The organism is Sporosarcina sp. USHLN248, from assembly GCF_037144575.1.
Taxonomy (GTDB): domain Bacteria; phylum Bacillota; class Bacilli; order Bacillales_A; family Planococcaceae; genus Sporosarcina; species Sporosarcina contaminans.
The window spans coordinates 37050-51812 of sequence record NZ_JBBCZC010000004.1 but is presented as its reverse complement, the minus strand read 5'-3'; the positions used below and the strand labels follow the sequence as shown (position 1 = coordinate 51812).

Annotated in this window: 16 protein-coding genes; all 16 read right to left on the bottom strand. The window is 40.7% G+C overall.

From position 1 onward, the window contains the following. Nucleotides 1-67 precede the first annotated feature (67 nt). The 16 genes from tsf to fliQ all read right to left on the bottom strand — a co-directional run bounded on the left by tsf (nt 68) and on the right by fliQ (nt 14763). Complete coding sequence (tsf, locus tag WFH04_RS02600; protein ID WP_336822497.1) at nt 68-952, bottom strand: translation elongation factor Ts; 885 nt, start codon at nt 950-952, stop codon at nt 68-70. A 90-nt stretch (nt 953-1042) separates the two neighbouring features. Further along, entirely contained in the window at nt 1043-1774 is a 732-nt protein-coding gene (gene rpsB / locus WFH04_RS02595) for a 30S ribosomal protein S2 (RefSeq protein WP_336822496.1), read from the bottom strand. 142 nt (nt 1775-1916) lie between these two features. Continuing rightward, entirely contained in the window at nt 1917-2471 is a 555-nt protein-coding gene (locus tag WFH04_RS02590; RefSeq protein ID WP_336822495.1) for a hypothetical protein, read from the bottom strand. Nucleotides 2472-2475: 4 nt separating this feature from the next. Next, nucleotides 2476-2778 carry an RNA polymerase subunit sigma gene (locus WFH04_RS02585; RefSeq protein ID WP_336822494.1) on the bottom strand — a complete coding sequence of 101 codons (303 nt, stop codon included), beginning with the start codon at nt 2776-2778 and terminating at the stop codon, nt 2476-2478. Then, nucleotides 2775-3557: a FliA/WhiG family RNA polymerase sigma factor gene (locus WFH04_RS02580; RefSeq protein WP_336822493.1), complete on the bottom strand. Its 783-nt coding sequence runs from the start codon at nt 3555-3557 to the stop codon at nt 2775-2777. Before WFH04_RS02580 ends, WFH04_RS02585 begins: the two co-directional genes overlap by 4 nt. A gap of 202 nt (nt 3558-3759) precedes the next feature. After that, complete coding sequence (locus WFH04_RS02575; protein ID WP_336822492.1) at nt 3760-4254, bottom strand: chemotaxis protein CheD; 495 nt, start codon at nt 4252-4254, stop codon at nt 3760-3762. Nucleotide 4255: 1 nt separating this feature from the next. After that, the gene (locus WFH04_RS02570; protein ID WP_336822491.1) at nt 4256-4888 is read right to left on the bottom strand and encodes a chemotaxis protein CheC; all 633 of its coding nucleotides are present in this window, start codon (nt 4886-4888) and stop codon (nt 4256-4258) included. Continuing rightward, on the bottom strand, nt 4878-5354 hold the full coding sequence (locus tag WFH04_RS02565) for a chemotaxis protein CheW (RefSeq protein ID WP_336822490.1): 477 nt from the start codon (nt 5352-5354) through the stop codon (nt 4878-4880). Before WFH04_RS02565 ends, WFH04_RS02570 begins: the two co-directional genes overlap by 11 nt. 15 nt (nt 5355-5369) lie before the next feature. Then, a complete protein-coding gene (locus tag WFH04_RS02560) occupies nt 5370-7442 on the bottom strand; it encodes a chemotaxis protein CheW (RefSeq protein ID WP_336822489.1) in 2073 nt (690 codons plus the stop codon). A 15-nt stretch (nt 7443-7457) separates the two neighbouring features. Beyond that, nucleotides 7458-8537: a protein-glutamate methylesterase/protein-glutamine glutaminase gene (locus WFH04_RS02555; RefSeq protein WP_381479822.1), complete on the bottom strand. Its 1080-nt coding sequence runs from the start codon at nt 8535-8537 to the stop codon at nt 7458-7460. A 52-nt stretch (nt 8538-8589) separates the two neighbouring features. Continuing rightward, nucleotides 8590-9456 (bottom strand): MinD/ParA family protein, encoded by an 867-nt coding sequence (locus WFH04_RS02550; protein WP_336822487.1) that lies wholly within the window; start codon nt 9454-9456, stop codon nt 8590-8592. Beyond that, nucleotides 9449-10573 (bottom strand): flagellar biosynthesis GTPase FlhF, encoded by a 1125-nt coding sequence (flhF, locus tag WFH04_RS02545; RefSeq protein ID WP_336822486.1) that lies wholly within the window; start codon nt 10571-10573, stop codon nt 9449-9451. Before flhF ends, WFH04_RS02550 begins: the two co-directional genes overlap by 8 nt. Beyond that, nucleotides 10573-12603: a flagellar biosynthesis protein FlhA gene (gene flhA / locus WFH04_RS02540; RefSeq protein ID WP_336822485.1), complete on the bottom strand. Its 2031-nt coding sequence runs from the start codon at nt 12601-12603 to the stop codon at nt 10573-10575. The genes flhF and flhA overlap by 1 nt, the downstream gene beginning before the upstream one ends. A gap of 26 nt (nt 12604-12629) precedes the next feature. Continuing rightward, nucleotides 12630-13709, bottom strand: coding sequence for a flagellar biosynthesis protein FlhB (gene flhB, locus WFH04_RS02535; protein ID WP_336822484.1), 1080 nt, complete (start codon nt 13707-13709; stop codon nt 12630-12632). Nucleotides 13710-13712: 3 nt separating this feature from the next. Further along, nucleotides 13713-14489 carry a flagellar biosynthetic protein FliR gene (gene fliR, locus WFH04_RS02530; RefSeq protein ID WP_336822483.1) on the bottom strand — a complete coding sequence of 259 codons (777 nt, stop codon included), beginning with the start codon at nt 14487-14489 and terminating at the stop codon, nt 13713-13715. Between the two features lie 4 nt (nt 14490-14493). Continuing rightward, nucleotides 14494-14763, bottom strand: coding sequence for a flagellar biosynthesis protein FliQ (fliQ, locus tag WFH04_RS02525; protein WP_336822482.1), 270 nt, complete (start codon nt 14761-14763; stop codon nt 14494-14496).

Genomic DNA, 14763 nt, shown 5'->3' with positions numbered 1-14763 from the left:
ATTTTCTCGAAAAATAGGGAACACAATGCTGTGTCCCCTACTTTTTTATTATCTCTTATAGTTGAAATTAGTTGCCTTTAACTTGGCTCATAACTTCATCCGCAAAGTTATCTTCGCGCTTTTCAATTCCTTCTCCGACTTCGTAGCGCACAAAATCTTTCAAAGTGCCGCCAGTTGATTTAACGAAATCACGAACTTTTTGATCGGAGTTTTTAACGAATGCTTGGTCAAGTACACAGATTTCCTCAAAATATTTTCCAAGGCGTCCTTCAACCATTTTCGCAACGATATTTTCTGGCTTGCCTTCATTTAAAGCTTGCTCAGTCAATACGCGGCGCTCATGTTCTACTTCTTCAGCTGAAACTTGGTCGCGTGAAATGTATTTAGGGTTCAAAGCTGCGATGTGCATTGCCACGTCTTTAGCAGCGTCTGCATCTGTTGTTCCTTCAAGGACAGTTAACACTGCGATGCGTCCGCCCATATGAAGATAAGGACCGAATGCATCGTTATCCGTTTTAGTTTTCACTTCAAAACGGCGAAGTGTAATCTTTTCTCCGATTTTAGCTACTGCGTTTGAAATATGGTCAGCAACTGTTAAACCGTTGGACATTTTGGACTCGTTTGCTTCTTCAATCGTCGCAGGTTTAACTGCTAGAAGATGTTCACCAAGTTCTTTAACAAGTGTTTGGAAGCCTTCGTTTTTCGCAACGAAGTCTGTTTCTGCATTCACTTCGAAGATTACAGCATTGTTGCCGTCAACGATGATGCTTGTAGTTCCTTCTGCTGCAATGCGGTCGGCTTTTTTAGCAGCGCTTGAAAGTCCTTTTTCACGTAGGAAGTCAATTGCCGCTTCCATGTCTCCATTTACTTCAGTAAGTGCTTTTTTGCAGTCCATCATGCCTGCACCTGTTTTTTCACGCAATTCTTTTACCATTTGTGCTGTAATTGCCATTTACTATTCCTCCTGTTTGAGTATCATTTACGACAATTCTTTAAAAAAGACGATAAGGGGGTTGGCCGCTTATCGTCTGTTCATTTGCTCTTACTCTGCAGTTACCGTTTCAGCTTCTTCTTCAGAAACCTCTTCGTCAGCGCCTTGTCTAGATTCGATTAAAGCATCAGCCATTTTGCTAGTCAATAGACGGACTGCACGGATTGCATCGTCGTTAGCAGGGATTACATAGTCGATTTCGTCAGGATCACAGTTTGTGTCAACAATTCCAACGAGTGGAATGTTCAATTTGATTGCTTCTGCAACTGCGATACGCTCTTTGCGTGGGTCAACAACGAAAATGACATCCGGCAATGATTTCATATCACGGATACCGCCAAGGAATTTAACGAGGCGTTCGTGTTCTTTTCTTAGTTCAGAAACTTCTTTTTTAGGAAGTACGTCAAATGTACCGTCCTCTTCCATCGTTTCGATTTGTTTCATACGTGCAACACGTTTTTGAATTGTACCGAAGTTTGTAAGTGTACCACCAAGCCAACGTTGGTTGATGTAGTACATACCAGCGCGTTCAGCTTCTTCTTTGATCGCTTCTTGCGCTTGCTTTTTAGTACCAACAAATAGTACTTTTCCGCCTTCCGCACCAACTTGGCGCATGAAGTCGTATGCTTCTTCAAGTTTTTTCACCGTCTTTTGAAGATCGATGATATAGATGCCGTTACGCTCCACGAAAATATATTTTTTCATTTTCGGGTTCCAACGACGTGTTTGGTGACCGAAATGTACACCTGCTTCAAGCAGCTGTTTCATTGAGATTACTGACATTTTTCTTCCTCCTATTTGGTTAGATTCCTCCGCATGCTTCATCCGATAAAGCGACCTGACGGCACCTTCTCCATCGTCCGCATACGTGTGTATTAACACCATTTGATAATATAACATAAGTAATTATTGAATGCAACTGACTTTACCGAAACTTTAACAACAGCTCAACGTATGTCTTGCCTTTCCCTAATTGCTTTGCAATCTCTTCAACAGACATTCCTTGTTGTTGCATTGAAAACGCTAGAGATCGGTCGTCCATCTCGATCGGTTCGGCTGCAGTTTCCTGAACCGGATCCTCCACAGCCTTATCAGTTTCCGTCTTTTTTGCGGAAATAGGCATACTTTGATAGGATTTCAAAGCCATTTTCACAGGGATTTTCGGAGACTTCAACACAAAATCACTTTCCGCTTGTGCCACTATTTTATCAGTATTGCTTTCTTTCATAGTATCCCCTTGACTGCCTGCATGATAAACATCGTCTTTTTGTTGGCGTTCTTCAATAATTTTTATAAGGCGCTCATTTTCATCTTTCATTTCCGTCAAATAAGCTCCGATGGCATTATCCATCTCTTCCATAAGCTTCTGCTGCTTCATCTCCAAATTGTTGAACTTCGACACTTTCACATAAAGCAATGCGATAATGTAAAAAGCGATCATATTCAATAAAAATAGAAACACTAAAAAAATGGTTTGCATGTCATTACCCCGTAAAATCGACGAACGAACCTTTGTAAGGGTGGATCGTCTTCATTTCCTCTTCTTGTTTTCGCTTTTCATTTTGCTTTTGCTCATTTTGTTGCTGATCATTTTTACGATCCGGATTTGTTTTCGCGTACTCTTCCGTTTCCATGACACTTTCCTTCATTTTTTCCGCACGCTTTTCTGTCAATGCATTCGCTAAATCTTGATTCAACTGTGATTGTTGCTGTTTTTGCTCAGCTACCTTGCCAGCTTCGAACGTTTTTGGTATTGCAATTTGCAGTTCTATACTTTTTAAGCTCATAGAATCCCTCCATCGACGATTTCAGGCAATAGCAGTTTACGAAGTTTAAAAAGCGCTTTCGAATGAATTTGTGAAATCCGTGAAGTTGACAACTCCAATATTTCACCGATTTCTGTTAATGTCATTTCATCCGTATAAAAAAGATTCAGTACAAGTTGCTCGTTTTCGTTCAGGGTTTTAATTTTTTCGGATAATTCTCCGACTAACTCACCCATCATCATTTGCTGTTCAGGCGTCCGCTCGTTTTCATCTTTAATGAGAAAAGATTTATGTCCATCCTCTTCATCATCATGCATGCGCTCATCCATCGACAAAACATTGGAGAAATATTGCTCATGGACGGTTTGATAAACGTCATCTACCGTCATTCCAACGTGTTCTGCAATTTCCTCAGGGGTTGCATGGCGCAGCAAAGTTTGTTCTAATTTATTAATTTCCTCTTCAAGCTTTTTTGTTCTCTCGCGTGAAGAGCGCGGGAGCCAATCTTCCCTTCTTAAACCATCAATAATTGAACCTCTAATACGGAAAGAGGCATATGTATCAAACTTCAAATCCCTTTTCGGATCGAATTTTGTCAACGCATCAAATAAGCCTTGCAGCCCTAAACTCATAATGTCATCTCTTGACACATTGCGGGGTAAGCCTGAGCTGATTCGTTGTACATGGTAATTGACGAGAGGAGTATATTTTCGGACGAGCATATCGCCGGCATCGGAATCTCTATCCTTCAGCCAAAGTTCCCAACATGCTTCTTCTTCCGTCAAATCCTGTTTGGACATCGAATCCCTCACTTTCCATATGAATATAGTTCAATCTTTTACTTTTCATTGATTACTATTATAGCAAAAAATTATGAAAAAAAGCGACTGAATCGGTCAGCCGCTTCCTTATTTTATCGTATTCATAGCCGCAAGCCTACAAGTATGGAATTCATAGGTTATTGGCAATAAATCCGGATTTTAAGTGCAGAGATTTACTTTTTTATATATCTTTCGTTCCGGCATTGACAGTTCGGATATTCAATTTGCTTGTTTCCGGATCAAATTCAATTGTTCTTCCACTCGATCCGCCGGTATCTTCCGCAACAATCGGAATCGACAGCCTTTTCAATTCGTTTTTCACTGCTTCCACATTTCTAGGTCCAATTCGAATTGTATCATTTGAACCAAACTGGAACATTTGAGCGCCGCCAGCAATTTTCGCTTTTAAAGACATTGGCCTGGCGCCTTCTGCCTTCAATGCCTCCATAAGCGCATAAATTCCGGTGTCAGCAAACTTGGCTACGTTCAATTGATCCGATTTTCCTAATTTGGAATCAGGCAACATTACATGCAATAACCCGGCAATTTTTCTAACTTCATCATATAGCACTACCCCTACGCACGAACCAAGCCCAGATGTTCGAATGCAGTCAGGAGATTTAACTACGTTCATGTCTGCGATGCCTACCCTAACAACCGTTTTAAGCGCTGTCATACTACATAACACCTAATGATCGGAAAATAGTTATATAGGAAGGCGGGTCAGGCAGTAGGAAGAAGTGGCCGTCAACACTTGAAGAACCATCTTCATTGTCCTCATTAATGCGCGTATCAATTACGATCACTTCATCACTGTAATGGGACACTTCAATCAGTCCAAAACTGACGATCGCGCCTACCATATCAACACTCAAAGATGGGACAGTCGGGTAGATATTCAGTTTTGTAAAATCTGAAAGAGACGACAAATAAGAACCCGATAAAATATTGCCTAATTCTTGCATAGCCGAAACACCCATTTCAGGGATCGGGTTTGCACCGAAATCGAACGAAGGATCCCCAATCATGCGTTGAATGAATTCATTTGCAGACTCGATTGGCAAGACAAAAAACATGCTGCCTGATAAATCACCTTCAATGCGGAGAAAAATTCCAGCGACAATTTTTTCAGGCCCCCCTGCCAATTCAAACATTTCATCGAATGAAACAAGGCGGACATTCGGTACTAACATTTCGATTTTTCGATCCAATAATTGAGATAGGGAGGTAGCCGCATGGGCAGCCCCAATATTCCCTATCTCTTTTAGCACATCTAAATGCATGTCCGTAATCTGGTTATCAGAACTCATCTGCAATCACTCGTTTTACTGGCTGCAATACTTTATCTAAATTGAGCATAACTAATAATCGTTTATCAACTTTCGCAACGCCAGCAATGAATTCAGACTCAATCGAATCAACGACTTCAGGTTGAGGTTCGATCGCGGATACGGGTATGTCAATGACATCATTGGCTGCATCAACGATTAAGCCTACTTCGAACTCTAAGAGTGACACTATAATAATTCGGCTGCTATCATCCATTTGTTTTGGTTCCATGCCGAAGCGATCGCGAAGGTCGACAATCGGTGTGACGACCCCCCGTAAATTGATGACGCCTTTCACATAGGATGGTGTTTTCGGAACTCTTGTAACTGAAATCAGCTTCTCAATCGATTCAACCACATCGACTTCAATCGCATATTCTTTTTCCATCAGCTGGAATATGATTACTTTCATTTCTTCACGTCCAACTAATTCTTTCAACTCAGCCATGTTTTCTCCTCCTACCTATTTGATTAGTGAATTGCAATCTACGATGAGTGCAACTTGGCCGTTCCCAAGAATTGTGGCGCCGGAAATCGCGAATACACTTTGCAAGTAATTTCCTAATGATTTTAAGACAATTTCCTGCTGTCCGATAAATGAATCGACAACGAGTCCCGCCAACTTATCTCCTTTACGGACGATGACGACAGATTGGAATTCATCGTTTTCGTCTTCTCCCTGCTCTTCCATTTCGAAAATATCTTTCAAATATACGAGCGGCACAATGCTACCCCTGAAATCGATCACTTTTTGGTTATGCGCATTTAAAATATCCGTCTTTTGAATAATTGCTGTTTCAATAATGGACGATAAAGGAATTGCGTAAATATCTTTTTCCAAATTGACAAGCATAACAGAAATAATAGAAAGCGTTAATGGCAGCTGAACTTGGAATAGAGAACCTTGCCCTTCTTTTGAGTCAATCGTAATATATCCACCGAGCGATTCGATCGTGCTTTTTACGACATCCAGTCCAACACCGCGCCCTGAAACGTCTGTAATTTTTTCGGCAGTAGAGAATCCGGATGCTAAAATGAGTTCAGCGACTTGCTTATCAGTTAATGTATCGGCAATTTCTTCCGTCACAATTCCTCTTTCAATCGCCTTTTTCAATACCCGTTCACGGTTGACTCCTGCCCCATCATCTTCCAATTCAATGAAAACGTGGTTACCCGAATGGTAAGCGCGAAGTGAAACGGTACCCTCTTCCGGCTTCCCTTTTGCCAACCTTTCCTCTGGGCTTTCAATACCATGATCAAGTGCATTTCGGATCAAATGAACGAGTGGATCGCCGATCTCATCAATAACTGTACGATCCAACTCTGTTTCAGCACCGATTATTTCAAGATTAATTTTCTTATTTAGATCCCTCGCAAGTTGGCGAACCATTTTCGGAAATCTATTGAACACCGTCTCTACAGGAATCATGCGCATGTTTAAAATGATATTTTGCAAATCTCCGGATACGCGTGTCATTCTTTCTACTGTTTCATTTAAATCTGGGTTATGTAACTCACTTGCTATCGATTGCAATCTACCTCTATCAATTACTAGCTCTTCGAATAGATTCATAAGAACATCAAGGCGATCGATATTAACGCGAATCGTTTTATTGCCGCTTGAAGCAACTGACGTACGCTTGCCTTTTTGAGGAACGCTATCTTTTTTTCCTTTGTCCTCCTCAAGAGGTTTATGACTTGCAGGAACTTTCGAAAGTTCATCCTCTTTCGCACGTTTGTTTTTTAGCAACGTTGCTCCTGTAATTGCCTTCACATCCACCTTTGCAACTTCAGAAACTTTCATCACTTTTGCTTGTAAAGTGTCCGCTTCCTCTTTCGTCAATAATACGACAGTGAATTTTTCGTCAAACTCTTCGTTTTCAAGCTGTTCGACTTTCGGTGCCGTTTTAATGATTTCTCCGGACTTTTCCAAGATTTCGAACACCATAAATACACGTGCAGCTTTTAAAAGACAGTCTTCTCGTAATTCAACATTAATTTCATAAGCATTGAAGCCCGACTCTTGTGATTGACTAATTACCGTCATTTCATAATCGTCATAGTCAAGAGAAGAAGCAGAGGATTCTTCTGTATTTTGCTCCCCTTCTGCTGCAATTGTGGCAGCTGTTTCTTGTTGCGGTAAACTGATTGAAGTGTTACCAGCTTCTATTTCATTTAACGTTTGAACTAAAGCTTGTACATCTTTTTTTCCAGTTCCGCCTGCTTCAATGTCCATCACCATTTCTTCCAAGTAATCGACAGCTTTGAATACAACATCCAAAATTTCTGTCGTGACCCGTATTTTCGCATTTCGAATCGCGTCTAAAACGTTTTCCATTTTATGTGTCAAATCGGCGATATCTTCATAGCCCATCGTTGCAGACATACCTTTTAACGTATGTGCGGATCTGAAGATTTCATTGACGATCGCTAAATCATCGGGGTTATTTTCCAATTCCAATAAATGCTCATTGCAAGATTGGAGATGTTCTTTACTTTCATCCAAAAACATTTCCAAATACTGATTCGTTTCCATCCTGCGGTGCCCCCTTTACCCTAATAAGATTTCCATAATAGTTGGTGCTATATTTTGTAAATCGACGACTTCATCAGCAAGGCCTGCATCCTTGATCGCTTTCGGCATACCGTAAACGACTGAAGTCTGTTCTGACTCGGCAATCGTTACTGTTGTACAGGAAGCTTGTAATTTACGCATCCCATCTCTCCCGTCATGACCCATGCCTGTCATTATAGCTGTAACATACTGTAAGTCTTGTTTTAATGCGGCTGATTCCAAAAGCACATCGACAGAAGGCCTATGTCCCATCCTCGGCGGTTCAGATGGATCTAAACGAACCTTATAACCAATCCCACTTTTTTCAAATTTTAAATGTATGCCACCTGGTGCTATATAAGCGACGCCATTCAAAAGCTCTTCTCCATCTTCAGCTTCTTTAATGCGCAGAGCACTCATGCCATTGAGCCGTTCCGCTAAAGACTTCGTAAAGTTAGGCGGCATATGCTGAACAATTAAGATCGGTGCGGGAATATTAGCAGGTAAGCTCGTAAGCACTTCTTGTAGTGCTCGAGGCCCCCCTGTCGATGTACCTATTATAACAAAAGAACGCTGTGATTTGGAAATCTTTTTGTGAACAGCTCGAGGAGATGGCAAGTCTTTATTCAACGGCTGAATAGAAGATTGTTCAGGTGCTGTTGTAGTTGATTGAAGGATAGGTTTCCTTACAATGTCTCTTCTTATCAATCGATCTACCCGGACTTTAGAAGCAGCATAAACTTTTTCTACGATCTCTTTTTCAACTTCCCCTAAATTTAATGAAATGGGACCACCAGGTTTAGCAACAAAATCGACTGCGCCATATTCGATAGCAGTAATCGTGTTTGCTGCTCCAATTTCAGTCGTGCTTGATAGCATGACAATTGGTGTCGGATAATGATCCATAATTTCCTTTAAAGCCTCAAGACCGTTCATTAATGGCATCTCTATATCCATTGTAATAACGTCAGGCTTCATCGTTTGCACTTTTGAAAGCGCATCTTTCCCATTGCGGGCAGTTCCGATTACAGTTAGATTCGGATGTTTTGACAACATATCCGAAATCAGTTTACGCATAAATGCCGAATCATCGACTACTAAAACTTTCTTTTCACTGTTTTCGTTCAATTCACCCACGTCCTTTCGAGAAAATGCTTTTCAATTTACTTAAGAATCCTATAGGTCGATCATCCACACCATTTGGGTCTGATTGGACAAATTTATCCGCTATTACGACCATTTTTTTTGAAATCGGAGCGTTAGGATATTGGAGCAAAAATGGCTTTTGGGATAAAACTGCCTGATGTACGGCATCATCTTCTGGCAGAAATCCTAAAACGTTCGTTTCTTTATCTAAAAATTTCCGCATTGCAAATTGCAGTCGATTAACTGCGTCACTTCCATCGTCTGACCTAAATACCCGATTGCTGACAAGATGGAATTTTTTGTCTGGGTCTTTTAGGTAAATAAATTTCATCATCGAATATGCATCGGTAATGGAAGTCGGCTCTGTTGTCGAAATGACAATCACTTCATCCACCGCAATGATCAATTCAATTGAGCGTTGGGTAGCTCCGGCGCCCATATCAAAAAGAATGAAATCATATTCCGTTTGCAATTGCTCAAATGCTGTGATCAACCGTTCGAACATCGCTTCAGACCAATCTAATACCGTATCAAGTCCAGATCCTCCTGCAATGAAGGTCAGCCCTTCGTCTTCTTTATTGATCACTGATTCCAACGGTTGCTGTCCCATTAAATAATCTTTCATGCTATAACGAGGAGCGACCCCTAAAAGAATATGGATATTGCCCATTCCAATATCCATATCGATGACAATCACTTTTTTTCCCTTCAAACGAAGCGAATGGGCAAAATTTGTCGTGAAATTCGATTTCCCGACCCCACCTTTGCCACTGACAATAGCAATTGATCTTGCCAAACTGCCTTGCGCCTTTAACACTTTCAATCGGAGTGCTTCTGCCTGATCACGCATGAGCAACACCTGCCAATAGAAGGTCTATCATTTTTTCAAGCTCCGCTTCCGCAATATCCTCGGGAACCTCTTGACCATCCGTGTAATAGGCTGTTCCCATTTTATACTGTTGCATTAGGTTGAACATCGGTCCAACGGATCCCGTTTCATCAATTTTTGTAAATATGAATTTTTCAATCGGGAACGACTGAAATTGTTCTATGATCATTTTCATATCTTCTTCCTTCGACGTAACAGAAAGTACAAGGAACGACTCCATTTCCAAATCAAAATTAATGAGTTGTTTTAAGTCGTTTACAAACTTTTCTTCTTTATAATTCCTGCCTGCTGTGTCGATGAAAATCATATCCCGATCGCCTAAATTTTCAATCGCCGCAAGAAAATCCTCATGACTATATGCCACTTCGACAGGAGCTTGCAATAAGTTTGCATACGTCTTCAATTGCTCAATTGCAGCAATTCGATACGTATCAGTCGTTATAAAACCGATTTTCTTTTTATGCTCCAAAACCGATCTTGCAGCAATTTTAGCAATCGTTGTCGTTTTACCTACTCCTGTTGGCCCTAATACATTTATATATTTTTTAGTGAATGAAATGCCGCCAAAAGGAATATTTGTAAATTCCTTCAACAATAGTTCTTTAGCAATTTCTGCTTGTTCCTTCACTGTAAAATCCCTTTTTTCTTCCTTCATTTTCGTAAAAATCCCATCACCGATAGATAGCATCAGTGATTGGGATAGCTCTTGACGTTCCAATAGAGTAAGAAGTGGATTCATACTATCTGGATATTGACTAAAAGAAACGGATTGTTTCATTTCTTGAAGCATTTTTTTCATTTCTTCCATTTCATTTTTCAAATCAACAGAAGGCTTTACATTGTGTTCAACGACTTGTTGAATCGGCGCATAATGATCTTCTTTTTTGAATGGAGCAGGCTTCTCAACTGGTTCATCGTATCCAGCTAACACTTCAACTGATTGCTTTTTGAAAAAACCTAAAAAGCCTTTCGTCTTCACGACAGATGAGTTGAGGATGACCGCGTCATCCCCGAAATCCGCCCTCACCTTTTTCATTGCTTCCACCATCGTAGCTGCAGAGTATTTTTTCATTTTCATTAAATATCCACCACCCCGACACTTTGTACTTCGATAGAAGCCTCAAGTTCATTGTAAGAAAGAATAGGAATTTGAGGGAAATACCTTTCCGTAATTTGCCTTAAATACATTCGGATAGCAGGAGAACATAGAATGACAGGTGATTGTTCCATTAATGCTACCCTTTCAACTTCCCTTGCAATCGATTCAAGAATTTCTTGCGAATTGGCAGGATCGATCGATAAAAAATTTCCTTGTTCAGTCTGTTGGATATTGTCCGCAATCAATTTTTCGATTTTACCTGAAACAGTTAACACCTTTAGCGATTCACCGTTAGACGCGTAATGATTCGTAATTTGCCGAGCTAATGACTGGCGGACATATTCAGTTAACAGATCTACATCAGATGTATATTTTGAGTAATCGGCTAACGTTTCAAAAATAATAGGCAAATTTCGAATCGAAACATTTTCACTCAGCAATTTCGCCAATACTTTTTGAATTTCGCCAATAGAAAGAGGCGTAGGAGTCAGCTCGTCTACCAAGATCGGATACGTTTCATGCACATGGTCGATTAGTTGTTTCGTCTCTTGTCTGCCGAGCAATTCCGCAGCGTTGGCACGTATCACTTCAGTTAAATGAGTGGAAACGACACTCGGCGGATCCACTACAGTGTAGCCTAAGATTTCGGCATCCTCTTTCACGTCTTCCGTTATCCATTTTGCAGGCAGGCCAAAGGATGGCTCAACTGTATCAATGCCAACAATTGTATCATCGTCTGAAGGGCTCATTGCCAAGTAGTGATCTAAAAGCAACTCGCCTCTCGATAATTCATTTCCCTTTATCTTGATGCGATACTCATTCGGCTGCAATTGAATATTATCCCGTATTCTAACAACCGGTATGACTAACCCTAATTCCAGTGCCAACTGACGGCGAATCATGACAACCCGATCAAGCAAATCGCCGCCTTGTTGAGCATCTACTAACGGAATTAAACCGTAGCCGAATTCGAATTCTATCGGATCGACATTCAATAGATTAACGACATTCTCTGGGCTCTTCATTCCTTCTGATTCAACTTCTTCTTCCATTTCAAGCAACTCTTCCGGGTCTTCCACCGGTTTTTTGGACATAACATATGCACCGGCGGCAAGTGCTAGCGCGATTGGAATTGTTAAAATATCATTGATCGGAGTAAATAATCCTAAAAGGAAAACGGTTGCTGCAGCAACATACAATAACTTCGGTTGGCCTAATAGCTGTTTTGTAATATCCGAACCGAGATTGCCCTCTGATGCAGCCCGTGTAACGACAATTCCCGTTGCTGTTGAAATGAGCAATGCAGGAATTTGAGACACAATCCCATCACCGACAGTCAATTGCGAAAATCTAGTCGCAGCTTCAGCGAATGGTAGACCCATTTGAACAACACCGATAATCATACCGACAAGAAGGTTAATAATAACAATGATAATCCCCGCAATTGCATCCCCTTTGACGAACTTCGTCGCACCATCCATTGCTCCATAGAAATCAGCTTCATTGCTTACTTTTTCACGACGCATGCGGGCTTCTGCTTCGGAAATCATACCCGCATTCAAATCAGCATCAATACTCATCTGTTTACCAGGCATCGCATCAAGTGTAAAACGTGCTGCCACTTCAGAAACACGTTCTGAACCTTTTGTAATGACGATGAACTGGATAATGATTAAAATGACGAATACGACGAGACCAACAACAACATTACCACCTGTTACAAATGTACCGAATGTATCTACTACACCACCCGCATCCCCTTGTGAAAGAATAGCTCGTGTAGTTGAAACGTTCAATCCGAGACGGAACAATGTTAGCAATAGCAATAAGGAAGGAAAGATGGAAAATTGCAACGCCTCTTGCATATTCATCGATGTTAAAAGAACCAATAATGCTAACGTAATATTAATAATAATTAAGAAGCTAAGGAGCCACGGCGGCAATGGGATGACGAGCATAGCGACAATCATGATGACCGCTGCCAACACTCCGATATCTTTGAACTGCATGCCATCCCTACTTTCTCGAAATTAACTCAAATTTTTCGTTGAATGCGATATACATACGCTAAAATCTCTGCAACTGTTTTGAAAAACTGCTCCGGAATACGGTCTCCAATCTCCACCTCATCATAAAGCGATCTTGCGAGAGGACGGTTTTCAACCATGACAATGTCATGCTCTTTCGCAATCATTTTGATCTTTTGGGCGATGAAATCTGCACCTTTCGCAATGACAACGGGCGCATCCATTTTTGTGTCATCGTATTTCAATGCGATTGCGAAGTGAGTCGGGTTCGTAATGACAACATCCGCCTGAGGTACTTCCTGCATCATACGCCGCATCGCCATTTCTCTTTGACGTTGTTTAATGCGCGATTTGATGAGTGGGTCCCCTTCCGAATTTTTATATTCATCCTTGATATCTTGTTTAGACATTCGAAGGTTTTTTTCGTAATCATATTTCTGATAAAAATAATCTAAAATTGAGATAAACAACAATACAAATGAAGCTATGATGCCCATTAAAGCGACTAATTGACCAACAGTCACTAAAGTATCTTGAGGGGTTTTAAATGCTAAGCCTAAAACCTTATCAATATTCATCAATAAAAAGATCGTCGTGACTGATCCGATAAACGATATTTTCAATAATGATTTCAACAGCTCAACTAATGCTCTTATGGAAAAAATCCTTTTCAGCCCTTTGACGGGATCGATTTTTTTCAAATCGAACTTTAACGGCTCAGTAGTGAACAGCAAACCGAACTGAAAGAAGTTGCCTCCAATTCCTGCAATGATGGAAATAGCCATAATAGGCAATAAAACGATAGCCATTTGCATGATCATCTCTATGTAAATAAGCATTGTCTGATCAATATCCAAACTTTGTAAAGGTACAAACTTTGTAAAGGTATGTGTGAAAAACGTAAAAACATGGTCCCGCATAAAACCAGCAGCAAAATATAAAAAGAGAAATACGAATAACAGAACGATTGCGCTCGTAACATCTTGACTTTTTAGCACTTGCCCTTTTTTTCGAGAATCTTGACGTTTCTTAGGGGTGGCTTTCTCCGTCTTTTCACCGGCGAAAAACTGTAAATCAAGTTTTAGCATAGATTAGCCACCTCCTAAGATGATCATCAAATCCCTCATCGCAGAAATCATCACTTCAAATAACTTTCGCATCATTGTAACCATAACAGTCGCCATCGTTACTAATACTAAGAAACTGACTCCAATCTTTATTGGGAAGCCAACAACGAATATATTTAGCTGAGGTACTGTCCTCGCGGTGATGCCTAACGCTAAATCTACTAAAAATAAAGTAGCAACGATCGGAACGGACATTTGAAATGCAATTGCGAATACGGCTACAAATGTTTTGACGACAAACTCGATTAAACGCTCTTCACCGAAAGCAGGCCACAGCATATCGATCGGAATGAAACGATAGCTGTAAAAAATCCCGTCTAACAACATATGGTGCGCATTTAACGTCAACATGAGCAGCATAGCTAACATATTGAAAAATTGTCCTAATAAAGGTGACTGTGCACCCGTTTGCGGATCGATGACGTTCGCAATTGCAAAACCCATTTGGAAATCGATAAAACCGCCTGCAATTTGTATTGCGGAAATGACAATATAAGCGATTAAACCAATAAACAACCCGGTCGCAGCCTCTTTCATTACGTACATGAAATAGACTCCGTCGATTTCGATAGCCGGCGCTTCAATCGTATAGACCATCATCCATGACAACAATGCGGCAAACAATATGCGGTGCGTAGTCGGCACTGCCCTATAGGAAAAGAGAGGAACCGTTACGATGAATGCGGTAACTCTAGTTAAAATTAATAAATAGACGGCAACTGACGGTAAAAGATCCTCCATTCAATCACCCAATATACCGAATCAGATTATCAAAAATATCTGCAGCAAAGGTCGTGATTCTTGCCAGCATCCACGGTCCAAAAAAGACGATTGCAACGAGGACAGCGACAATTTTCGGAACGAAAGCTAAGGTCTGTTCCTGTATTTGCGTTGTCGCTTGAAAAATACTGACAGCAAGACCTGTCACCAAGGCAACGATCAATAATGGACCACAAGTTAGTAAGATGACCCAAATTGCTCGCTCCGCTATCGATATGACCAATTCGCCCGACAT

Coding starts and splice junctions, on each gene's coding strand:
- WFH04_RS02570 (WP_336822491.1), bottom strand. CDS start 4,888: ATGAGTTCTGATAACCAGATTACGGACATGCATTTAGATGTGCTAAAA.
- WFH04_RS02585 (WP_336822494.1), bottom strand. CDS start 2,778: ATGAGCTTAAAAAGTATAGAACTGCAAATTGCAATACCAAAAACGTTC.
- WFH04_RS02590 (WP_336822495.1), bottom strand. CDS start 2,471: ATGCAAACCATTTTTTTAGTGTTTCTATTTTTATTGAATATGATCGCT.
- fliQ (WP_336822482.1), bottom strand. CDS start 14,763: ATGTCGGGCGAATTGGTCATATCGATAGCGGAGCGAGCAATTTGGGTC.
- WFH04_RS02565 (WP_336822490.1), bottom strand. CDS start 5,354: ATGGCTGAGTTGAAAGAATTAGTTGGACGTGAAGAAATGAAAGTAATC.
- tsf (WP_336822497.1), bottom strand. CDS start 952: ATGGCAATTACAGCACAAATGGTAAAAGAATTGCGTGAAAAAACAGGT.
- WFH04_RS02555 (WP_381479822.1), bottom strand. CDS start 8,537: ATGCGTAAACTGATTTCGGATATGTTGTCAAAACATCCGAATCTAACT.
- flhA (WP_336822485.1), bottom strand. CDS start 12,603: ATGCAGTTCAAAGATATCGGAGTGTTGGCAGCGGTCATCATGATTGTC.
- rpsB (WP_336822496.1), bottom strand. CDS start 1,774: ATGTCAGTAATCTCAATGAAACAGCTGCTTGAAGCAGGTGTACATTTC.
- flhF (WP_336822486.1), bottom strand. CDS start 10,573: ATGAAAATGAAAAAATACTCTGCAGCTACGATGGTGGAAGCAATGAAA.
- WFH04_RS02560 (WP_336822489.1), bottom strand. CDS start 7,442: ATGGAAACGAATCAGTATTTGGAAATGTTTTTGGATGAAAGTAAAGAA.
- WFH04_RS02550 (WP_336822487.1), bottom strand. CDS start 9,456: ATGCGTGATCAGGCAGAAGCACTCCGATTGAAAGTGTTAAAGGCGCAA.
- WFH04_RS02580 (WP_336822493.1), bottom strand. CDS start 3,557: ATGTCCAAACAGGATTTGACGGAAGAAGAAGCATGTTGGGAACTTTGG.
- WFH04_RS02575 (WP_336822492.1), bottom strand. CDS start 4,254: ATGACAGCGCTTAAAACGGTTGTTAGGGTAGGCATCGCAGACATGAAC.
- flhB (WP_336822484.1), bottom strand. CDS start 13,709: ATGCTAAAACTTGATTTACAGTTTTTCGCCGGTGAAAAGACGGAGAAA.
- fliR (WP_336822483.1), bottom strand. CDS start 14,489: ATGGAGGATCTTTTACCGTCAGTTGCCGTCTATTTATTAATTTTAACT.